At 69.7% G+C, this 19,493-nt stretch carries 22 protein-coding genes; 17 read left to right on the top strand and 5 right to left on the bottom strand.

Going from position 1 to position 19,493, the window contains the following annotated elements:
- The first annotated feature begins 28 nt into the window (after positions 1–28).
- Genes pepN through J7E25_RS11945 form a run of 4 tightly spaced genes read left to right on the top strand, consistent with a single transcriptional unit; the run spans position 29 to position 5,969 of the window.
- The gene (pepN, locus tag J7E25_RS11960) at positions 29–2,608 is read left to right on the top strand and encodes an aminopeptidase N (protein WP_214870357.1); all 2,580 of its coding nucleotides are present in this window, start codon (positions 29–31) and stop codon (positions 2,606–2,608) included.
- 11 nt (positions 2,609–2,619) lie between these two features.
- Entirely contained in the window at positions 2,620–3,726 is a 1,107-nt protein-coding gene (locus J7E25_RS11955) for a mechanosensitive ion channel family protein (protein ID WP_214870356.1), read from the top strand.
- Positions 3,723–4,193, top strand: coding sequence for a globin (locus J7E25_RS11950; RefSeq protein WP_214870355.1), 471 nt, complete (start codon positions 3,723–3,725; stop codon positions 4,191–4,193). Before J7E25_RS11955 ends, J7E25_RS11950 begins: the two co-directional genes overlap by 4 nt.
- A 45-nt stretch (positions 4,194–4,238) precedes the next feature.
- Entirely contained in the window at positions 4,239–5,969 is a 1,731-nt protein-coding gene (locus J7E25_RS11945; RefSeq protein ID WP_308164533.1) for an FAD-binding dehydrogenase, read from the top strand.
- Here J7E25_RS11945 and J7E25_RS11940 read toward each other — a convergent pair.
- Positions 5,966–6,646, bottom strand: coding sequence for a hypothetical protein (locus J7E25_RS11940; RefSeq protein WP_214870354.1), 681 nt, complete (start codon positions 6,644–6,646; stop codon positions 5,966–5,968). The genes J7E25_RS11945 and J7E25_RS11940 overlap by 4 nt on opposite strands.
- 93 nt (positions 6,647–6,739) lie before the next feature.
- On the opposite strand from J7E25_RS11940, the gene J7E25_RS11935 reads away from it, so the two are divergent.
- The 3 genes from J7E25_RS11935 to J7E25_RS11925 all read left to right on the top strand — a co-directional run bounded on the left by J7E25_RS11935 (position 6,740) and on the right by J7E25_RS11925 (position 8,753).
- Complete coding sequence (locus tag J7E25_RS11935) at positions 6,740–7,621, top strand: acyl-CoA thioesterase II (protein ID WP_214870353.1); 882 nt, start codon at positions 6,740–6,742, stop codon at positions 7,619–7,621.
- Between the two features lie 101 nt (positions 7,622–7,722).
- On the top strand, positions 7,723–8,220 hold the full coding sequence (locus tag J7E25_RS11930) for a Rieske (2Fe-2S) protein (RefSeq protein WP_214870352.1): 498 nt from the start codon (positions 7,723–7,725) through the stop codon (positions 8,218–8,220).
- A 2-nt stretch (positions 8,221–8,222) separates the two neighbouring features.
- Positions 8,223–8,753 carry a hypothetical protein gene (locus J7E25_RS11925; protein WP_214870351.1) on the top strand — a complete coding sequence of 177 codons (531 nt, stop codon included), beginning with the start codon at positions 8,223–8,225 and terminating at the stop codon, positions 8,751–8,753.
- 3 nt (positions 8,754–8,756) lie between these two features.
- On the opposite strand, the gene J7E25_RS11920 is transcribed toward J7E25_RS11925, so the two are convergent.
- Complete coding sequence (locus J7E25_RS11920) at positions 8,757–9,233, bottom strand: thioesterase family protein (protein WP_214870350.1); 477 nt, start codon at positions 9,231–9,233, stop codon at positions 8,757–8,759.
- 1 nt (position 9,234) lies between these two features.
- Positions 9,235–10,917 (bottom strand): energy-dependent translational throttle protein EttA, encoded by a 1,683-nt coding sequence (gene ettA / locus J7E25_RS11915; RefSeq protein WP_214870349.1) that lies wholly within the window; start codon positions 10,915–10,917, stop codon positions 9,235–9,237.
- 22 nt (positions 10,918–10,939) lie between these two features.
- Here ettA and J7E25_RS11910 point away from each other — a divergent pair, with 22 nt between their 5' ends.
- From J7E25_RS11910 to J7E25_RS11880, 7 genes are all read left to right on the top strand, one after another.
- Positions 10,940–12,514, top strand: a complete 1,575-nt coding sequence (locus J7E25_RS11910; protein ID WP_214870348.1) for a recombinase family protein — start codon at positions 10,940–10,942, stop codon at positions 12,512–12,514.
- A gap of 618 nt (positions 12,515–13,132) precedes the next feature.
- Complete coding sequence (locus J7E25_RS11905) at positions 13,133–14,023, top strand: P22 phage major capsid protein family protein (RefSeq protein ID WP_214870347.1); 891 nt, start codon at positions 13,133–13,135, stop codon at positions 14,021–14,023.
- Positions 14,024–14,119: 96 nt separating this feature from the next.
- A complete protein-coding gene (locus J7E25_RS11900) occupies positions 14,120–14,338 on the top strand; it encodes a hypothetical protein (protein WP_214870346.1) in 219 nt (72 codons plus the stop codon).
- 344 nt (positions 14,339–14,682) lie between these two features.
- Positions 14,683–15,366, top strand: a complete 684-nt coding sequence (locus J7E25_RS11895) for a hypothetical protein (RefSeq protein WP_214870345.1) — start codon at positions 14,683–14,685, stop codon at positions 15,364–15,366.
- Between the two features lie 90 nt (positions 15,367–15,456).
- Positions 15,457–15,795: a hypothetical protein gene (locus tag J7E25_RS11890; protein WP_214870344.1), complete on the top strand. Its 339-nt coding sequence runs from the start codon at positions 15,457–15,459 to the stop codon at positions 15,793–15,795.
- A gap of 153 nt (positions 15,796–15,948) precedes the next feature.
- Entirely contained in the window at positions 15,949–16,374 is a 426-nt protein-coding gene (locus J7E25_RS11885; protein WP_214870343.1) for a hypothetical protein, read from the top strand.
- A gap of 25 nt (positions 16,375–16,399) precedes the next feature.
- Positions 16,400–16,825, top strand: coding sequence for a hypothetical protein (locus tag J7E25_RS11880; RefSeq protein ID WP_214870342.1), 426 nt, complete (start codon positions 16,400–16,402; stop codon positions 16,823–16,825).
- Here J7E25_RS11880 and J7E25_RS11875 read toward each other — a convergent pair.
- Positions 16,822–16,965 carry a hypothetical protein gene (locus tag J7E25_RS11875; RefSeq protein ID WP_214870341.1) on the bottom strand — a complete coding sequence of 48 codons (144 nt, stop codon included), beginning with the start codon at positions 16,963–16,965 and terminating at the stop codon, positions 16,822–16,824. The two genes, J7E25_RS11880 and J7E25_RS11875, sit on opposite strands and share 4 nt — an antisense overlap.
- Complete coding sequence (locus J7E25_RS11870; protein WP_214870340.1) at positions 16,958–17,686, bottom strand: hypothetical protein; 729 nt, start codon at positions 17,684–17,686, stop codon at positions 16,958–16,960. The genes J7E25_RS11875 and J7E25_RS11870 overlap by 8 nt, the downstream gene beginning before the upstream one ends.
- A gap of 192 nt (positions 17,687–17,878) precedes the next feature.
- Between J7E25_RS11870 and J7E25_RS11865 the strand changes: the two genes are divergently transcribed.
- The 3 genes from J7E25_RS11865 to J7E25_RS11855 all read left to right on the top strand — a co-directional run bounded on the left by J7E25_RS11865 (position 17,879) and on the right by J7E25_RS11855 (position 19,077).
- Positions 17,879–18,235, top strand: coding sequence for a hypothetical protein (locus tag J7E25_RS11865; RefSeq protein WP_214870339.1), 357 nt, complete (start codon positions 17,879–17,881; stop codon positions 18,233–18,235).
- Positions 18,235–18,627: a hypothetical protein gene (locus J7E25_RS11860; protein WP_214870338.1), complete on the top strand. Its 393-nt coding sequence runs from the start codon at positions 18,235–18,237 to the stop codon at positions 18,625–18,627. The genes J7E25_RS11865 and J7E25_RS11860 overlap by 1 nt, the downstream gene beginning before the upstream one ends.
- Before the next feature lie 111 nt (positions 18,628–18,738).
- The gene (locus tag J7E25_RS11855) at positions 18,739–19,077 is read left to right on the top strand and encodes a hypothetical protein (protein WP_214870337.1); all 339 of its coding nucleotides are present in this window, start codon (positions 18,739–18,741) and stop codon (positions 19,075–19,077) included.
- Positions 19,078–19,493 lie beyond the last annotated feature (416 nt).

The following is a 19,493-nucleotide window of genomic DNA, read 5'->3' as shown; positions in this document are numbered from 1 at the left end:
CGACCCGATCGATGGAGGCTACTCGCCGATGCCCGCTGCCAACCTCACGCGCACCGAAGCCGAGCAGCGCGCCTCGATCGTCCGGGCCCCGAGCTACGAGGTACTGCTCGACCTCACGAGCACCGGCGAGACGTTCCGCAGCGAGACGGTCGTGCGCTTCGAGGCGACGCCCGGAGCTTCGACGTTCATCGAGGCATGCAGCACCGCCGTGCACGAAGTGGTGCTCAACGGTCGCCCGCTCGAACCGGGCTCGGTGAGCGACGGCACCCGCATCCGGCTCGATGGTCTCGACGCCGAGAACGAGCTGCGCGTAGTGGCCGACGCCCGCTACACGAACACCGGCGAGGGCCTTCACCGGTTCGTCGACCCCGTCGACGGCGAGACCTACCTCTACACCGAGTTCGCGGTCGCTGAGGCGAACCGGGTCTTCGCGGTCTTCGACCAGCCCGACCTGAAGGCGTCGTTCCGCTTCACGATCGCGGCGCCCGCGCACTGGCAGGTGCTGAGCAACGCGCCCACGCCGACGCCCGCGGCCGCGGCGCCAGACGCGGGCACGCCGCCGACCGCCGTCTGGTCGTTCGAGGCGGGCCCGGTGATCTCGAGCTACATCGTCGCGATCATCGCCGGCCCGTACCGCGCCTGGCACGCCGACGCGCGAAGCGCCGACGGCCGCGCCATCCCGCTCGGCCTCTTCACGCGTGCCTCGCTCGCCGCGTACGCCGAGCCCGACGTGATGTTCGAGACCGTGCAAGCCGGCCTCGCCTTCTACGAGCACGCCTTCGGCGTGTCCTACCCCTACGGCAAGTACGACCAGATCTTCGTGCCCGAATACAACTGGGGCGCGATGGAGAACGTCGGCGCAGTCACCTTCAATGAGTCCTACCTGTTCCGTTCGCGAGTGTCGGATGCGCGTCGCGAGCAGCGCTCCATCGTCGTGCTGCACGAGCTCTCGCACATGTGGTTCGGCAACTCGGTGACGATGCGGTGGTGGAACGACCTGTGGCTCAACGAGTCGTTCGCCACGTGGGCGTCGACGCTCGCGACCTCGCAGGTCACCGAGTTCACGGGCGTCTGGGCCACGTTCGCGAGCGACGAGAAGACGCATGCGGCCGAGCAGGACCAGCTGCCGTCGACCCACCCCATCGTCGCCCAGATCGACGATCTCGCCGACGTCGAGGTGAACTTCGACGCGATCACCTACGACAAGGGTGCGTCGGTGCTGAAGCAGCTCGTCGCGTGGGTCGGCCTCGACGCCTTCCAGCGGGGCGTCGGCGCCTACCTCACGGCGCACGCCGGCGGCAATGCCAACTTGCGCGACCTGCTCGGCGAACTCGAGCGTGCCAGCGGTCGCGACCTCGGCCGCTGGTCGGAGCTGTGGCTCGAGACGGCGGGCGTGAACACCCTGAGAACGGTGGTCGAGACGGATGCCGCGGGCACGATCACCGCCGCACATGTCGAGCAGACGGCGAGCCCGCCGCATCCGACGCTGCGCCCTCACCGCCTCGCGATCGGCTGCTACTCGCTCGGCGACGCCGGACTCGCGCGCACGCACCGCGTCGAACTCGACGTCGACGGCGCGATCACCGAGGTGCCCGGCCTCGTGGGGCTCCCGCTCCCCGAGGTGCTGCTCGTGAACGACGACGATCTCACCTACGCCAAGGTGCGCCTCGATGCGCGCTCGCTCGGCGCTGCGACCACGCACCTCGCCGAGATGACCGACCCCGTCGCCCGAGCGGTCGTGCTCGGATCCGCTTGGGACGCGGTGCGTGACGCCGAGGTCGCGGCGAGCGACTTCGTTCGGCTCGTGCTCGGCAGCATCGGGCACGAGACCCAGTCGGCGGCTCGTAGCCTCGCACTCACCCGCCTCGAGCTCGCCGTCGGCCGGTATCTCGCCGAGGAGCACCGCGAGCAGATCGCCGCCGAGACCGGCGACGCCGTGTGGGCGCTCGCCGAGCTCGCCGGCGCCGGCTCCGACGCGCAACTGCAGTTCGTGAAGGCGTTCACCCGCATCGCCGCGACTCCGGCGCACGCCGACGTGCTCGGGAGCCTGCTCGACGGTTCGATCAAGCTCGACGGCCTCGAGATCGACCTCGACCTGCGATGGGAGCTCGTGATCGCTCGCGCGGCCCTCGGCGCGGCATCCGACGACGAGATCGACGACGCGCTCGCCCGCGACGACACCGCGAAGGGCCGCCAGCTCGCCGAGACCGCACTCGCCGCACGGCCCGACCAGGCCGTGAAGGACACCGCCTGGCGGCGAGTGGTCACCGACACGAGCCTGTCGAACGACCTCGCCCGCGCGATCGCCGATGGGTGGCGCCGCACTCCGTCGCCAGAGCTGCTCGCCTCGACCGTGCACGAGTACTTCGCCGTGCTGCAGTCGGTGTGGGCGAGCCGGAGCTTCACCATGGCCTCGCTCGTCGTCTCTCGCCTCTACCCGGCGCCGCTCGTCTCGCCCGAGGTGGCCGCGGTCACGCGTGCCTGGCTCGACGCCAACCCCGAACCGGCACCGTTGCACCGACTCGTCTCCGAGCAGCTGTCGGAGCTCGAGCGGGCGCTCGCGGCGCAGGCACGCGATGCCAGCAACCTCTCGGGCGACGCTCAGTAGACTTTCACACCATGTTCTCCGCAGAGGAAGTCCCCGATACGCCGCTGAGCGTCGACTTCTGGACGACCCTCGCGCAGTTCTGGGCAGACAACTGGGGCATCATCGTCGGCAAGCTCGTCTCGGTCGCCGTGATCGTCGTCATCGCGTTCCTCATCCGCTGGGTGTTCCACTTCGTCATCGATCGGGTCGTCACCCGTATCGTCTCCGGGGTGAAGAAGAAGCAGGACGTCACCGACACCCAGGCGCTGCAGGCGTCGCCGCTCGCGGCGGTACGGCTGGTGCAGCGCACCCGCACGCTCGGCACCCTCCTTCGCAATGTCGTGAACGTCACGCTCTTCATCGTCGGCACGCTCATGATCGTGGGGGTCATCGACACCGACATCCTCGGTTCGTTCGCGCTGCTGTCGGCCGCGATCGGCGCCGGCCTCGGCTTCGGCGCACAGAACATCGTGAAGGACGTGCTGAACGGCCTGTTCATGGTCGTCGAGGACCAGCTCGGCGTCGGCGACATCGTCGACCTCGGCCCCGCCACCGGCATCGTCGAGGAGGTGCAGATCCGCATCACGAAGGTGCGCGACGTGAACGGCACGCTCTGGTTCGTGCGCAACGGCGAGATCCTGCGGGTCGGCAACATGTCGCAGGGCTGGGCACGCGTCATCCTCGATCTCGCGGTGCCCTACGACGTCGACGTCGACGCGGTCGAGTCCGAGATGCTCCGCACGGCCACCGAACTCGCGCAGACGGGAAAGTGGCGCTCGCGCGTGCTCGAGAAGCCCGAGGTGTGGGGGCTCGAGTCGATCACCGACGAGGCGATGGTGATCCGCATCGTCATGAAGGTGCGCTCGTCCGCGAAGGACGATGTCGCGAGGGAGCTGCGGATGCGTCTGAAGCGTACGCTCGATGCGATGGACGTGAAGCTTCCGGGCCTCAACAGCGTCGTGCTCACCGGGTTCGACGGCGCCACCCGCGTGAAGGGTGCGAAACCCCCGAAGACCGCGCCGAGCGCCGTCGTTCCGGGGCCCGATGACGCCGGCCCTGTCAAGGGGCGACAGCCGAAGGCACTTCGGGCTCCGAGGCCGCAGAACCCGCCGACCCCGCCGACCGGAGGCGCACGATGACCGACCAACCACAGAACGTCGCACCCGGCTCGGGTCCCGCGCAGCCCGCGGCTGTTCCGCTGCGCGGCAGCGAGCACGGCGCCGCCGTCGGCCAGTCGTTCTACGAGTCCGTCGGCGGCCGGTCGACCTTCGAGCGGCTCGTCACCGAGTTCTACCGGGGGGTGGCCGATGACCCGGTGCTGCGGCCGATGTATCCCGACGACGACCTCGGTCCCGCGGCCGAACGCCTGCTGATGTTCCTCGAGCAGTACTGGGGCGGGCCCGGCACCTACAGCGAGCAGCGAGGGCATCCGCGTCTCCGGATGCGCCACCAGCCCTTCAAGGTCAACCCCGAGGCACGCGACCGTTGGCTCGCTCACATGCGAGCCGCCGTCGACACGCTCGATCTTCCGCCGCTCGCCGAAGCCACGCTCTGGGACTACCTGCAGCGCGCCGCCCTCGCTATGGTGAACACCTTCGACGACTGACGCCGCCCAGACATCCGCTGCACCACCCGAGACGAAGGAGTCCATGTGGCCGCCACCCCCTCCCCTGCATCCGTGCCCGATGCTGAACCGGCGGAGGACGGGAAGCCCGCACGCGGCCCCGGCCGCCGCAGCGCACAACCCGACGCGATCATCGTCGGGGCGGGCCTGTCGGGACTCGTCGCGGCCGCCGAGCTCGTCGACGCGGGCAAGCACGTCGTGATCGTCGACCAGGAGCCTGAGGCCACGCTCGGCGGCCAGGCGTGGTGGTCGTTCGGCGGTCTCTTCCTCGTGGACTCGCCCGAGCAGCGCCGCATGGGCGTGCACGACTCGATCGAGCTCGCGCGACAGGACTGGGACGGCACCGCGGGCTTCGACCGCGACGAAGACGAGTGGGGGCGCCGCTGGGCGCAGGCCTATCTCGAGTTCGCCGCCGGCGAGAAGCGCGCCTGGCTGCACGAGAAGGGGGTGCGGTTCTTCCCCGTCGTTGGCTGGGCCGAGCGCGGCGGGTACAACGCGATCGGGCACGGCAACTCCGTGCCGCGCTTCCACATCACCTGGGGAACAGGCCCCGGCGTGCTCGCGCCGTTCATCGCGCGCGTGAAGGCCGGCGAGGCGGCCGGTCTCGTCGAGATCCGCCACCGCCACCGAGTCGACGAGCTCATCGTCGAGAGCGGCGCGGTCGTGGGCGTTCGCGGCGCGGTGCTCGCGGACGACCCTGCCGAGCGTGGTGAGCCGAGCAACCGCGAGGTCACCGGCGACTTCGAGCTGCGCGCGCCGGCCGTCGTGGTCGCGTCGGGCGGCATCGGCGGCAACCATGAGCTCGTGCGCCAGTTCTGGCCGAAGCGCATGGGCGAGCCGCCCGCTGCGATGCTCTCGGGGGTGCCCGCGCACGTCGACGGCCGTATGCTGTCGATCACCGAAACCGCCGGCGCGCGACTCGTCAATGGCGACCGCATGTGGCACTACACGGAGGGCATCACGAACTGGCAGCCCGTGTGGCCGCTGCACGGCATCCGCATCCTGCCCGGCCCGTCATCGCTCTGGTTCGACGCGAACGGCAAGCGGATGCCGGTGCCGCTCTTCCCCGGCTTCGACACGCTCGGCACGCTCGAGCACATCCTCGCCACCGGGCACGCGCATTCGTGGTTCGTGCTCACGCAGAAGATCATCGAGAAGGAGTTCGCGCTCTCCGGCAGCGAGCAGAACCCCGACCTGACGGGAAAAGATGTGCGCCTGCTCGCGCAACGCGTGCGACCGGGAGCCCCGGCACCCGTCGAGGCGTTCAAGCAGCACGGCGTCGACTTCGTCGTCGCCGAGACCCTGCCCGAGCTCCTCGAGGGCATGCGCGTACTCTCCCCCACCACCGAGCTCGACACCGCGAACATCGAGCGCGAGATCGTCGCACGCGACCGTGAGCTCGACAACGAGTTCTCGAAGGACCTCCAGCTCATCGCCGTTCGCGGCGCCCGCAAATACCGCGGCGACAAGCTCATCCGCGTGGCGACGCCGCACAAGATCCTCGACCCCAAAGCCGGTCCGCTGATCGCCGTGAAGCTCCACCTGCTGACGCGCAAGAGCCTCGGCGGCATCCAGACCGACCTCGAATCGCGTGCCCTCGGCGCCGACGGCGCGCCCGTGCCCGGCCTCTACGCGGTCGGCGAGGCCGCCGGGTTCGGCGGCGGCGGCGTGCACGGGTATCGCGCGCTCGAGGGCACCTTCCTCGGCGGATGCCTCTTCACGGGCCGGGCCGCCGGGCGGTCGATTGCGAGCGCCTAGGCCTTCAGCGTCCACGGCTTGCGCCGAACGAGCACATGGCCGCGTCGCGAGGAGAGCCGGGTCCACGGGCCCGTCTCGAAGAGCTTGATCGTGTCATCGCCGAGGAACCCCAGGCTGTACGCGGCGAAGGCCGCGCCGGTCGGCACGTACTCGAGCCCCTCGACGCCGCGCCCCCAGACCTCGGAGCGCACGCGCTGCACGAGCTGCTCTCCCGTGCCCGCAGGGATCGCCTGGGCGACCTCGTCGATGCCGCGGCGGGCCGCCGCCTCGAGTTTCGCGGCATCCGTCTCGCCAAGAGGCCGCCAGCCGCCTCGTGGCGGGGAGATGCCCGCCCACGTGACCGTGTTCACCTCGGGCGGTCGCGACATCGACACCGGACGCGACTCGTCGTCTTCGCCGATCTCGGCACGCGCACGCACGATGCGGTCGACGAGGGAGCGCATCGGCACGACCGAGTCGAACTCCTCGTCGTCGGCGAGCGCGAAGGTGCGCAGGCCGAGCACCGTGGGACTCTCGTCGAGGATCCCGCGCGGATAGAGGATCGCGGTGTACACCGCGAGGATGCCGGAACCGGCGATGAGGCGCACTGAACCGTCTTCGACGCGGCCTGCGCGTTGAAGATAGGTGTGCAGGTCGCCGAGTGAAAGGCTGTCCGCGAGCGTGAGTTGTTGAACCATCTCCTGTCTAAACTACCAAGGTGCGCCGCCGCCCCCGGCGGCCCGCGCTCCGCCGGCGATCGGGCGGCCCCTGCCAACCGACACGGAGGAACGATGACCAGCCCCATCGACGGCCTGCTGAGCACCCTGCACCTCACCGACACGGGCGCTCGCACCACCGAAGACATCTTCACCGGTCCATCGCAATGGATGCCGCTCGGGCGTGTCTTCGGCGGACAGGTGCTCGCGCAGTCGCTCGTCGCCGCCATGCACACGGTGCCCACCGACCGGGCGATCCACTCGATGCACGGGTACTTCCTGCGACCCGGCGATGTGCAGCATCCGATCACCTTCTCGGTCGATCGCATCCACGATGGGCGGTCCTTCTCAACTCGTCGCACGCAGGCCTTCCAGCACGGCGTGCCCATCCTCTCGCTCATCGCCTCGTTCCAAGACGGCGACGAGGGCATCGAGCATCAGGTCGACATGCCAAACGACATTCCCGACCCCGAGAGCCTGCCGTCGACGGCCGACGTGCTCGGCGGCATCGATCACGATGCCGCGCGCTACTGGTCGAACGATCGCGCGTTCGACGTGCGGCACATCCCGTCGCCGATCTATCTCTCGGTCGAGGGCGAGCGGATGCCGCGGCAGGCCGTGTGGATGAAGGCGTTCGGTCGTCTCTCCGACGATCCGAAGCAGCATCGCGCCGCGCTCGCCTACGCGAGCGACTACTCGATCCTCGAGCCCGTGCTGCGTGCGCACGGCGTGCCGTGGGCGACTCCGGGGCTCAAGGTCGCGAGCCTCGACCACGCGATGTGGTGGCACCGCGACGCGCGCGTCGACGAGTGGCTGCTGTTCGTGCAGGAATCGCCCTCGGCCAGTGGCGGGCGCGGGCTCTCCCTCGGCCGCATCTACACGCAGCAGGGCATCCTGGTCGCGAGCGTCGCCCAAGAGGGCATGGTGCGCGTGCCGGGATTCGATGCACTCGACTGAATGAATCCTGTGGGATTCCGCACGTCGACGCTGGAATAGTCCACAATTGGTGCATCGGGCGCGCATACGATGCGAGCGACTCCGGCGAAGGAGCTCTTGCGATGACCGATCCCATCGATGTCACGAGACGCACAGCGCTGGCCATCGGGTCGGTCGGCGCGATCGGGGGCGCACTCGCACTCGCTGCATGTTCGACGGATGACTCCGGCCGCGGCCCCAACGCGACGACGACACCGACTCCCCCGCCCTCGGTCACCGACGAGGCGCCCGAGGAGCCGACTGCTGCGCCCGACGCACCGCCTGCCGACGGCGACATTGCGGCACTCGCCGACGTGCCCGTCGGCGGCAGCATCGATGCGAGCATCGACGGCGAGCCGGCGCTCCTCGCGCAGCCGACGGCAGGCCAGGTCGTCGCGTTCAGCGCGATCTGCACACACCAGAAGTGCGTGGTGGCCGCGGCAGGGCCCGAGTTCCATTGCCCATGCCACGGTTCGAAGTTCGACGCGGCGACGGGCGAGGTGATCCGCGGCCCCGCTCTGGAACCGCTCGCGCCCATCCCTGTCGCCGTCGTCGGCGACAAGATCGTGGCGGCGTCTTGATCATGGATGACTTCGATTACACCTTCGCGGGCTTGCCGCTGCACGTGCTCCTCGTGCATGTCGTCATCGTTGCGACGCCGCTCGTCGGGCTCGCCCTCGTGCTCATCGCGGCGTGGCCGGCGGCGCGACGCGTGCTCTGGCTTCCGATGCTCCTGGCTGCGGCACTGCTCCTCCCCTTCGGCCTCTTCACGATCGAGGCGGGCAAGTGGCTCGAGCAGCGAGTGCCGCCGGCGCCGCTGATCCAGGAGCACACGGCGCAGGGTGAGGACATCGTGCCGTGGCTCATCACACTGCTCGTGCTCGCCGGGGTGATCGCCGCGTGGGCGGTGGTCGAGCTGGTCGTCGCCCGGCGCACGACGCAACCGGAGCGTGTGGTGCTGGGCAGAGGCCTCCGGATCGCGATCGGCGCTCTGCTCACGGTTGCAGCGATCGCGGTGGCGGTCGGCTCGACGTGGACGCTCGTGAGGATCGGCGACGCCGGAAGCCGGGCCGTCTGGGAGGGGTCGTTCAGTGACGAGCCGCTCGAGCGGTGACGCTCAGCGCCGGCGGAACGCGATCGGTTCGCCGAGGTAGGGCTGCCACGCCGCGCGCTCACGGTCGTCGATGCGGCGCGGGCGTTCGGTGGCGGCGTCGACGAGCACGATCGTCGTGACGGCCCTCGTGTAGAGCACCCGGGGCGAGTTGCCGTCAGGCGAGTACACCTCGTAGCAGACGTCGAGGCTCGCACCACCCATGTGGCCGATCCAGAGCTCGATGTCGACCGGTTGGCGCTGGTACGGAATCGGCGCGAGGTATTCGACCTCCTGCCGGGCGATGAGCGTGATCGTGTTCGCGCCCGGCGTCGCGTCGAGCACGGCGGTGCTCGCGCCGACGGCGTGTTCCGACGTGTCGTCGCTGATCCAGAAGGCCTGGATGCGGGCCTCCTCGAGGAGGCTCAGCATGCGCGCATTGTTCACGTGCCCGTACGCGTCGAGATCGGACCACCGCAGTGGCGTGGGCACGTGCAGGCGCATGTCAGTCCCTGGTGAGCTTGCGGTACGCCGACCGGTGCGGCTTCGCCGCGTCGGGCCCGAGACGCTCGATCTTGTTCGCCTCGTACGACTCGAAGTTGCCCTCGAACCAGTACCAGTTCGACGGGTCGTCGTCGGTGCCCTCGTAGGAGAGGATGTGCGTCGCGATGCGGTCGAGGAACCACCGGTCGTGGGTGATGACCACGGCGCAGCCGGGGAACTCGAGCAGTGCATTCTCGAGGCTCGACAGCGTTTCGACGTCGAGGTCGTTCGTGGGCTCGTCGAGGAGCAGCAGGTTGCCGCCCTGCTTCAGGGTGAGGGCGAGGTTCAACCGGTTGCGCTCGCCGCCCGAGAGCACGCCGGCCGGCTTCTGCTGGTCGGGGCCCTTGAAGCCGAACGTCGACACGTAGGCGCGCGACGGCACCTCGGTCTTGCCGACCTGGATGTAGTCGAGGCCGTCGGAGACGACCTCCCACAGGGTCTTCTTCGGATCGATGCCGCCGCGGCTCTGATCGACGTACGAGATCTTCACGGTCTCGCCGACTTTGAGCTTGCCGTCGTCGAGTGGCTCGAGACCGACGATCGTCTTGAAGAGCGTGGTCTTGCCGACACCGTTTGGGCCGATGATGCCGACGATGCCGTTGCGCGGCAGGGTGAAGCTCAGGTTGTCGATGAGCACTCGCTCACCGAAGCCCTTCTCGAGGTTCTTCGCTTCGAGCACGATGTCGCCCAGACGCGGGCCCGGCGGAATCTGGATCTCTTCGAAGTCGAGCTTCTTCGTGCGATCGGCCTCGGCCGCCATCTCCTCGTATCGTGCGAGGCGTGCCTTGGACTTGGCCTGGCGGCCCTTGGCGTTGGAGCGCACCCAGTCGAGTTCGTTGGCGAGTCGCTTGGCGAGCTTCGCGTCTTTCTTGCCCTGGACCTCGAGGCGCTCGTGCTTCTTCTCGAGGTAGGTGGAGTAGTTGCCCTCGTAGGGGTAGAGGCGACCGCGGTCGACCTCGCAGATCCACTCGGCCACGTGGTCGAGGAAGTACCGGTCGTGGGTGACGGCGAGCACGGCGCCGGAGTACTTCGCGAGGTGCTGCTCGAGCCAGAGCACGCTCTCGGCGTCGAGGTGGTTGGTGGGCTCGTCGAGGAGCAGGAGGTCGGGCTTCTGCAACAGGAGCTGGCAGAGCGCGACGCGGCGCTTCTCGCCGCCGGAGAGCACGGCGACGAGCTCGTCGCCCGGGGGGCAGCGGAGCGCGTCCATCGCCTGCTCGAGCTGCGAGTCGAGATCCCACGCGTCGGCGTGGTCGATGGCCTCCTGGAGGATCCCCATCTCGGCGAGCAGCGCGTCGAAGTCGGCGTCGGGGTCGGCCATCGCGAGCGAGATCTCGTTGAACCGGTCGAGCTTCGCCTTGATTGGAGCGACGCCCTCCTGCACGTTCTCGAGCACCGTCTTCGTCTCGTCGAGCACGGGCTCCTGCATGAGGATGCCCACCGAGTAGCCGGGGGTGAGCTTCGCCTCGCCGTTGGACGGCTGGTCGAGGCCCGCCATGATCTTCAGGATCGTGGACTTGCCGGCCCCGTTCGGGCCGAGGACGCCGATCTTCGCTCCGGGCAGGAACGCCATCGTCACGTCGTCGAGAATGACCTTGTCGCCGACCGCTTTGCGGGCGCGCACCATCGAGTAAATGTATTCAGCCACGTTAGTTACTAAACTCCCTGCTATGACTTCGAAGCCTCGCGCTGTGTTGTATGTCCGACTCTCGCGGGACTCGGACGTCTCGACGTCGATCGCGGGGCAGAACGCCGATCTCTATATGCTCGCCGATCGCGAGGGCTGGGAGATCGTCGCCACCTTCGAGGATAACGGCAAGGGCGGGGGCAGGCAGCGAGAGAACGCCCGCGCCGCGCTCGACATGCTCCGCGACGCCGAGGCAGACGTCCTCGCGGTCTACGCCTACGACCGCTGGAGCCGTATGGGGATCGCCGACTCGGCCGAGGTAATCAAGGCGATTTACGCCCGTCAGGAGGCCGCCCGCAAGGGGCAGACGCCCCCGCCGCTTTTCTACGCCGCCCGCGAGGGAATCCGCTCCGATCAGGAGGGCTGGGAGATTCGCGTCGCCTTCGCGGCCGACGTAGCACAGAAGGAGCGCGATCGCATGGTCGCGCGCCGGACGGCGGCCATTGCTCGCATGCGCGCTGAGGGCCGGAACCCCGGCAATGGCCCCGCCCCCTTTGGCTACCGGTCGGCCCCGTTCGCCGACGGCCGTCCCGGACGGCGCTTCGTCCCGGACGAGGTCGAGGCCGATCTGATTTGCGACGTTGCGTCCCGCCTTGTCCGCGGCGAGTCGACGACGTCGCTCGCGAAGGAGCTCACGGCCCGCCGCGTCCCGATGCCCCGCTCGGCGGCCCGTCTCGCGATCCTGAGGGGCGAGGACCCGACGGGACTCGACGCCGGGACGTGGAGTTCGTCCAGAGTGTCCCAGCTCTGGACCTCCGAGCACCTTCTCGGCCGCGTCACTGTCCGCACGAACCGGAGCGCGAACGGGACAGCCAAGCGCGAGGGCGAGGTCCTCCTCGACCCGGCGACGGGCTTCCCTCTTCAGGCCTACGAGCCGATCCTCGACCTCGCGACGATGCTCACGATCCGGAGCCGCTTCGCGTCGAGCATGGGCCGTGGGCAGCCTCGCAAGCGCCGAGCCGCCCGCCTCCTCTCAGGCTGGGCCTTCTGCGGCCTCTGCGGACAGAAAATGTACGTGACGAAGGTCCGCCACTATGCCTACTATCGCTGTGCCGCGCCCTCGAAGGGGATCGACTGCCCCGGCGCGAAGATGCGAGCCGACAATCTGGAGGCCCTCGTCGTCGAGGACTACCTCGCAACCTTCGGCGACCGCCCGGCCGTCGAGATCGTCGAGGACCGCGGAGCCCCCGAGGTCGTCGAGCAGATCGCCCGCCTCGTCGAGAAGGTCGAGTCGATCGGCCGGGCCTTCGCGGAACCCTCGGCCGACGTCCCCGCCCTCGTCGCAGAGCGGGCCGTCCATGTCGCCCGCCTCGAAGAGCTCCGCGCGGTCGCACAGGAGCCCGTCTCAAGGCGTGTCGATCTCGGCAAGACATGGGGCCAGCTCTTCATCGAGACGGAGTCGGTCGAGCTCCAGCGCGGCTACCTCGCGGACGCCTACCGGCGGATCGACGTCTACCGGGCGAAGGACCCCGAGCGTTTCGTCCTCCATCCGGCCGCCACGCCGGAAGCGGAGGCTCTAGCCGACATCGCCCGCGACGAGGCCCGGCTGAACGCCTAGGACGTCGGAGCGGGCCCCGAAGGCCGCCCCGGCCGCGTTTACACGACGCGCCGCGGGCGGCCTTTGGCATATCCCGTGCGTCCGCGCTTTGCGACACGCCCGGAATGCACGCACGATTCCGTCGATCTTGCGCCAGTTTCCGCATGAATCCGTCGAGTGCGGACTCTTAGACAACGGATCAAATCGAATGAGGGCGATTCGACGCGAAACGGGCCAGTTTGTCGCCACCCCGCGGCCGCCTACTCCTATGCACCCCCCTAGGTCTGTGACGAACAGGCAGACCTAGAACAGACCTCGTCGCGCGGAGCTTTCCTTCCGGATTCCTTTCACCCGCGCGACGATCGCCGCCCGCCGCTCCTCTCGTCGGCGTGCGGCGCGGGCGCTGGCTCCGGGACTGGTTACCCCGTCGCAGTCAGCGCCCCCTTCCAGCTTCCGGCGTCTCGGGCACCCGCCCGCCGACGACGGCTCGCACGCCGAGGCAGGTCCTCGACGAGCACCCTTCGGCGCACCCAGCGCCACAACTAGGCGAGACGCCGCCGGGCAGGCCCCAGCGATCGCGACGCCCCGCAGCGCGGCTCCTCCAACCCAACCCAACCCCTGACTTAGGAGTCATCCACCATGCCAAACACCATCCTCACCGCTGACGAGATCGCCTCCACCGCCGCGAAGCTCGTCGGCGGCGATCTCGGAATCTCGAAGCTCTTCAGCTCTGACGTTGCCGCCGACTTCGGCGGCGGCACTGGCGAGACGATCCGCGTCCGCGTCCCCGGCGCTGTGCCGTCGCGCGAGCGCGCCGCGAACGACACGACCACGGCGCTCGCCGTCGACACGATCTCGGAGCAGTCCGTCCCGGTCACCCTCGACACGCTGGCCTACTCAAACGTGGCCCTCTCGGTCGCGGACACTGAGCTCAACCTGATCGACTTCGGCTCGCAGGTCCTCGACCCGCAGGCTCGTTCGATCACTCGCAAGGTTGAGGCCGAAGCCGCCGCAGCGCTCCTCGCGACCCCGGCGACCGCCCTCACCTATGCTGCGGCCACTCCGGCGAAGCTCTTCACCGCGATCCGGAAGACCCTCCGCGACCGCGGCGTCAGCGCTGAGTCGAAGATCGTCGCGGTCGTCGGTAGCTCGGTCTATGCCGATCTCCTCGACGGCCCGGTCGGTACGTGGGACGCGAACGGCTCGACCGTGCGCGGGATCGAGATTCACGAGTCGAGCCGTGTCCCGGCCGATAACGTGATCGCCTTCGTCCGCGAGGCGTTCAGCCTCGTGGTCCGCGCGCCCGAGCCTCCGGCCGGTGCGCCTTACGGGGCGAGCATCCGCGCCGAAGGCGACTCGCCCTTCGCGCTGACCCACCTGCAAGCGTTCGACGTCGCGACCGGCTCGGACCGCTCGATCGTCGAGGCGCTCGTCGCCGTCGTCCCGATGCCTCAGGCAAAGGACAACGAGGACGGGACCGTGACGCTCGTCCCGCACGGCAACGCTGTGCGGGTCGACACCGCGGCGTAACCGTCGCAACCTGCGGGCCGCTTCTCCCCTTCTCCGGGCGAGAAGCGGCCCGCCTCTCTTTCACATTTCGTCTGTCGGTCACACACAAGGAGCCCCGTGCACAACCTCGAATGCCGCCACTGTGGCGGTGCCTTCACGGCAGTTAACGCCCACGCGGTGACGTGCTCGGCCCGTTGCCGACAGGCACGCGCCCGAGCGGCGCACGCCGCCCTCCATGCCCTCGCGGTCGAGCTCCTCCTCGCCGACTCGCAGGCCGACGCCTACGATCCCGGCGACCCGAAGGCACCCGGCTACCTCGACGCCCTCCTCGACTGACGTCGCAGTGACGCAGTGACGGAGTGACGAACCCGCCGAGTCGACTTACCAGTCCTCTATAGCTACCGACCCTTTTCGCTCTTCCTGCACCCCCTGCCCTGTTCTGCCCCGTCATTCCGCGGCTCTTCTCGCCGCTATGGGGGTGCAGGAAGGGGGGTGCAGGAAGCTTCCCGGTCCCTTCCTGCACCCCCCTTTCAGCCCCTTTCCGCCGGAATCGCTCCCTCGCCCCCGACCTTTCCGGCCTTCCTGCACCCCTCAGAAAGCAGCATCCGCCAGTGCTCCTCACATCCTGGGCCTCCGCCCCTCTCAGCGCACCGCCGCCTATCCCTCTGTCGACTGACGTCGTGAACGCTTCCAATCCCGCCTACCGCGTCGGCGCGATCCTGCCCGCAGCGATCGCCGACGACCTCGCCGCGTCGGGCCTGACCTTTTCGCCCGGCCGCGGTCACGGCTATCGCCTCCGCGGCGTACACATCGACTCCTACCGCGCGGGCGACGTGATCGAGGGCATCTTCGCGGAGGCCGCCGCCGGGCTCCGCTACTACCTCGACACTGATCCAGTCATGCTCGCGATCGCCGCCGACGAGGCCGCGCTCCTCGCGCTGCCCTACCGGGACCGGGACGCCGATCGCGCCCGAGCTCGCTCGGTCATCGCCTCCCGGATCGAGGCCGCCGAGGCTAGCCTCCCGATCTCCCGCGCTCAGCTCGTCCTAGCTCGGGGGTCCCTCGCGGCGACCGCTCGTTCCGTCCGCGGCGTCGAGGCCGTCCGGCGCGAGGCCCTGCGCCGCTTTCGCTCCGTGATCCCCGCGCCCGCGTCCGGCGCGACCGCGTCCTCCGCGGAGCTCGACGCCTTCCTCCTGTCCCTTCCGCCGGGCCCGATCGCCCGTCCCGAGCTGCACGCCGCCGCGCTGGCCGCGGGCCTGACTGTCGGCCCCCGCACTCTCTACGCCGCCGCCGACGCACTCGGCTGGCCGGTCGCGGTCCGTCGCGGCGTCCGCCGTTACCGCGTCCCCTCGGCGACGCCCTGAGCTCGTCGGGCGTCGGCCTCTTGGCGGAGTCGCTGACGCCCGGCGTCCCCCTTTCCTGCACGACCCTCCACCCTCGAAAGGCACATAGAAATGACCACTCTCCGTAACCGCGCCCGCATCCTCGACGTCGTCGAGTCGACCATCCGCGAGGACTCCACCCTCGACCCGGCGGCCCGTAACGGCCAGCTCGCGACGGTCGCCGAAGCTCGTGCTCTCGATCGTCTCGTAGACGGCATCCGCACTCGCTCGGCGCTCCCGTCGGGCCCGCTCCCCGCGGAGCTCGCCGACCTCGACGGCGAGGCCCGCGCGAGAGTCGACGCCCTCGCCTCGCGTCACCGGATCACGCCGACGGCGGCGCTCGCGCTCCTCCGCTCCGGTCAGCGTGCCGCGCAGGCCGCCCGCCAGAACGGAGCCGCGACTCGTGCCTAACAACCGCAAGCGTCAGATGCTGCGCTCGGCTGGAGCCGACCACCTTCGGCCGAGCGTCCCGTCCGGCGTCCCGACGGCGTCCGGCGTCCCGGCCGCCCCTTCGTCCCGCGCCGCTCGCCGCGCCGCCGAGCGCGAGGCTCGGAGGGCATCCACATGACGACACTCCCGCTCCCCGTCTCGGCGCTGGAGCGCCGCCTCGGCGTCCCGGAAGGGGCCCTCGAAGGTCCCGAGCTCGCTCGCGCCGAGGACGCACTCGAAGACGCGACGACCCTCGTCCTTACGGAGGCCCCGGCATCCGTCTCTGACCGCTGGCAGACCGACGCCCCGAAGGTCGCCCGGCTCGTCGCTCTGAAGGCAGCTCGGCGCGAATTCGAGAACCCTCGCGGGATCGCTCAGGAGACACAGGGCGATCACACGATCGGCCTCTCCGAGAGCTCCGGCGTCTACCTGACTCGGCGTGAGATCGCCGCTGTCCGGCGTGCGGCGCTGGGACGTCCCGCGGGCTTCGTCGGCTCGATCCGGACGCCCTCCGCGTACCGCGACGCCGAGCCCGTCCCGGACGTCCTGTCCCTCCTCTGACCCGTCCTCGAAAGGATCATCCGCTATGCCTGTCCCGACCACTCTCGCCGAGCTCTCCAGCCGTCAGCGTCGCCGTCTCGATCAGAAGCGCCGGGCGCTGTCCCGCTTCGCGGCGGACGAGCTCGCCTCAGCGACGCCGCAAGCCGTCCGGCATCCTCACGGCCTCGCGGCGTGGCTTCGGATGACGGCCGACGAGCGCGGCGCACACATCCACGAGCGAGCCGTCGAGCTCACGCTCGCGATGCTCGCGAAGGAGCACGCCGAGGCAGAGGTCGCCCGTGAGGAGTACGCGGCCCGCTTCGCTTCCGCCGAACCGGTCGCGCCGACGAAGCGCCCGCCGCTCGTCGCGGGCTACGTCGTTCCGTGCTCGCGCGGCTGCGGCGCGTGGCTTCCGGCGCGCTGCCCGCGCCCGGTGCTCGCCCGGTGCGCGGGCGGCTGCCCGAAGGCTTAGAAGCCGTCCCGGACGGCGGCGTCGAGCTCCCAGTCCCCGAGCCACTCGCGGACACGGAGCTCGGCCCGCTCGCCCGGCGTCGCGGCCGGATACTGACGTGCGAGGAACGCGAACCGATCGTCCTCGGTGAGCTCAATCATTCAGACCCGGCGCTTCGACGGACGCCTCGCGCTCGCGAGCGCTGAGCTCGGCGTCGAGCTTGATCCCCTCGGCTGTGCCTTGCAGACCATCCGACCGAGGCACTCTGAAGCTAGGCCGCTTCGGCTGCACGGCGGTCCTAATCTCGCGGAGGACCTCGACGATACGCGTCGCGTCGTCGCGCGGTACGGAAGCCTCGTTGTAGTGCCGGATGCTCAGTGCGTACTCCTCGCTGTACTCGACAGGGACCTTCGGCTCCCAGAGCCGCCATGCGGCGCGCCGCCTCTTCAGCCTCGGGTCCTCGTAAGTCACGGTCACGAGGTAGTCGTCAAGTACCTCCGGGTGGAAGGCATGGACCGACATGTCGAACGTCCACGCGATCATGCGGCCCGGCGGCAGGTGAGGAATCACCCGCCCTGCGAGTAACTCCTCCAGCCCAGCGTTACGGAATCCGCTGTCATCGGAGCTTCGGATCGGCTTATCGCTCTTGATGCGCACCCGCGATGCCGCGCTCGGCGAGGAGTTCCAGATATGGAATTGAAGCAAATCGCCGACGAAGACGAAGTCAACGATCACGAAGGGGCGAGCCCGATCGAGGCTCTCGCGCGTGTACGTCCGGAGCTGCACGAGAGCGAGGATCGCCGCGATCGCCGTAACTGCAACGCCGCAGCCCGTCCAGAGGGCGGCCCAGTCGTCGGCGGTCCAAGCGCTCACCGTTTCCATGCTGCTCCTCACTTGATGATCTCAGAGTAGGGGGCTTCGCCGCTCTCGGCGGGTAGGCCGTGGGGTACCTCTCCCCCTCCCCCCTCCGTTTGCCCATCGGTGCGGCTTAGCAACAGCCGATGCATGCGGGCATCGCTCCAGTTTCCCCCGAAGGCCACCACGGCCCCAACCACCCCGAAAGGACCCTGTCTCATGTCTGAATCTGACGCCCTCCCCCTCCCCGAACACTGGTCCGCCGGAGCCCGCGACGCCTTCTCGACCGTGATCGATCAGCGCCCCGACCTCTCAGGCGCAGACTTCGCGGCGCTGGAGCAGGCCGCCGAGCTGATCGCCTCGGCCGACGCCCTCGACGCCGCTGCCCGCGAGCGCGGCGTGACCTCGACCGGCTCTCAGGGTCAACTCGTCGTCTCGCCGCTCGTCGTCGAGGCCCGCCTCGCCCGCTCGGCTGCGGCGACGATTCTCGCCCGCCTCGTCGCCCCGACGGCCGGAGCGAAGACGAACACGCAGCGCGCCCGCGAAGCCGCCAAAATCCGATGGAGCGCCCGCTGATGCGCCCGGCGCGTATCGCGGCACAGCCCGCCGCGAAGGCCGCTGCGGTCGAGGTCTTCGTCTCCGTCGGCGCGGAGCGTCTCGGGCCGATCTCGGTCGCCATGCCTCGCCGTGCCTCGGTCGACTCTCTGATCGACGCCGCGATCGACGCCGCGCACGAGCACGCCGACAACCTCGACGTCGAGCCCGCGAAGGTCGCCGCCGCGGTCTATCGCACGCTCGCTCGTCAGGTCCCGCGCGAGCTCTCCCGCGGCTCGCTGTGGTTGTCGCTGTGGGGCCTCCCCGAGCACGGCGGCCACCCGCTCGGCGTCCGGCGGATCGACTTCGCGGCGATCCTCTCTCCCGCGGTGCCCGCTCCGGAGGACGACCTCGACGAGCCCGCGCCCTTCTGACGCCCTGAGCGCCTCGCTCCCGGTTCATCCCTCCGGGAACCCGCCGAGGGCGTGAAAGCCCGTCAACAAATCGCACAAGAATTCCCAGCCCTACCCTCGAAGGAAGCCACCATGCCAGCACCCGCCCGCCCACTCCCGACAATCGTCGAAGACGTCGCCGGAGAGGCCCTCGCCCTCGCGTCCCGGCTGCACGACGCCCACCCGCTGCAATGGGAGGCCCCGCAGCTCGGGAGCTACCGCTCGACCGACCCGGCGCTAGACGGTCTGAGCAAGGACCCGACTGGACACACTGCAGTAGATCCCCGCCGCCTCGCCCTCCGCGTCGCGGTCGTCGCCGCCGAGCTCCGACTCGAAGAGTCCGTCTCGGCGATGAAGGCCGCGCGCGCTGAGCTCGACGAGGCCCTCCGACGCTGGCAGGGCGAGCCCACACTCGCCCGCGAGGCCGCCTGACCCTCGACGCGCCGCCGTGTGCGATTTGTTCAGGCGTTAGGAAGCCCCCTCCCGATATCACGGGAGGGGGCTTCTTTCGTTTCGCCTGAGGGGCGCTCAGCGCGCCGCCCTACGATGGAGCCGGGCGACCGGAGGCGCTTACCTCGTCTCCGGCCGCTCCTCACTCCGCCGGAGTCCAGCCCCGGACGCGGCTCCCATCGGCGAACACCGTCCACCCGTCCGGCGTGACCTCGAAGCTCCCGTCGAACTCGCCGAGCTCGTCCTCGTATACGTGCATTCCTGCCTCTCCTCGGCGTCTCCGTAACGCCGACCGGGCACCAGTTAAACACGTCGCGATCGCCCTTCAGACCACGAGTAACGCTTCACGAAAGACGCCCTTCGCGACGGCTGCCCGCCGCCGAACGGCGCGTGTATCC

Source organism: Agromyces sp. ISL-38 (assembly GCF_018613935.1).
Taxonomy (GTDB): domain Bacteria; phylum Actinomycetota; class Actinomycetes; order Actinomycetales; family Microbacteriaceae; genus Agromyces.
Note: the sequence above shows the minus strand (reverse complement) of the source record. Positions and strands in the feature narration are given on the sequence as shown.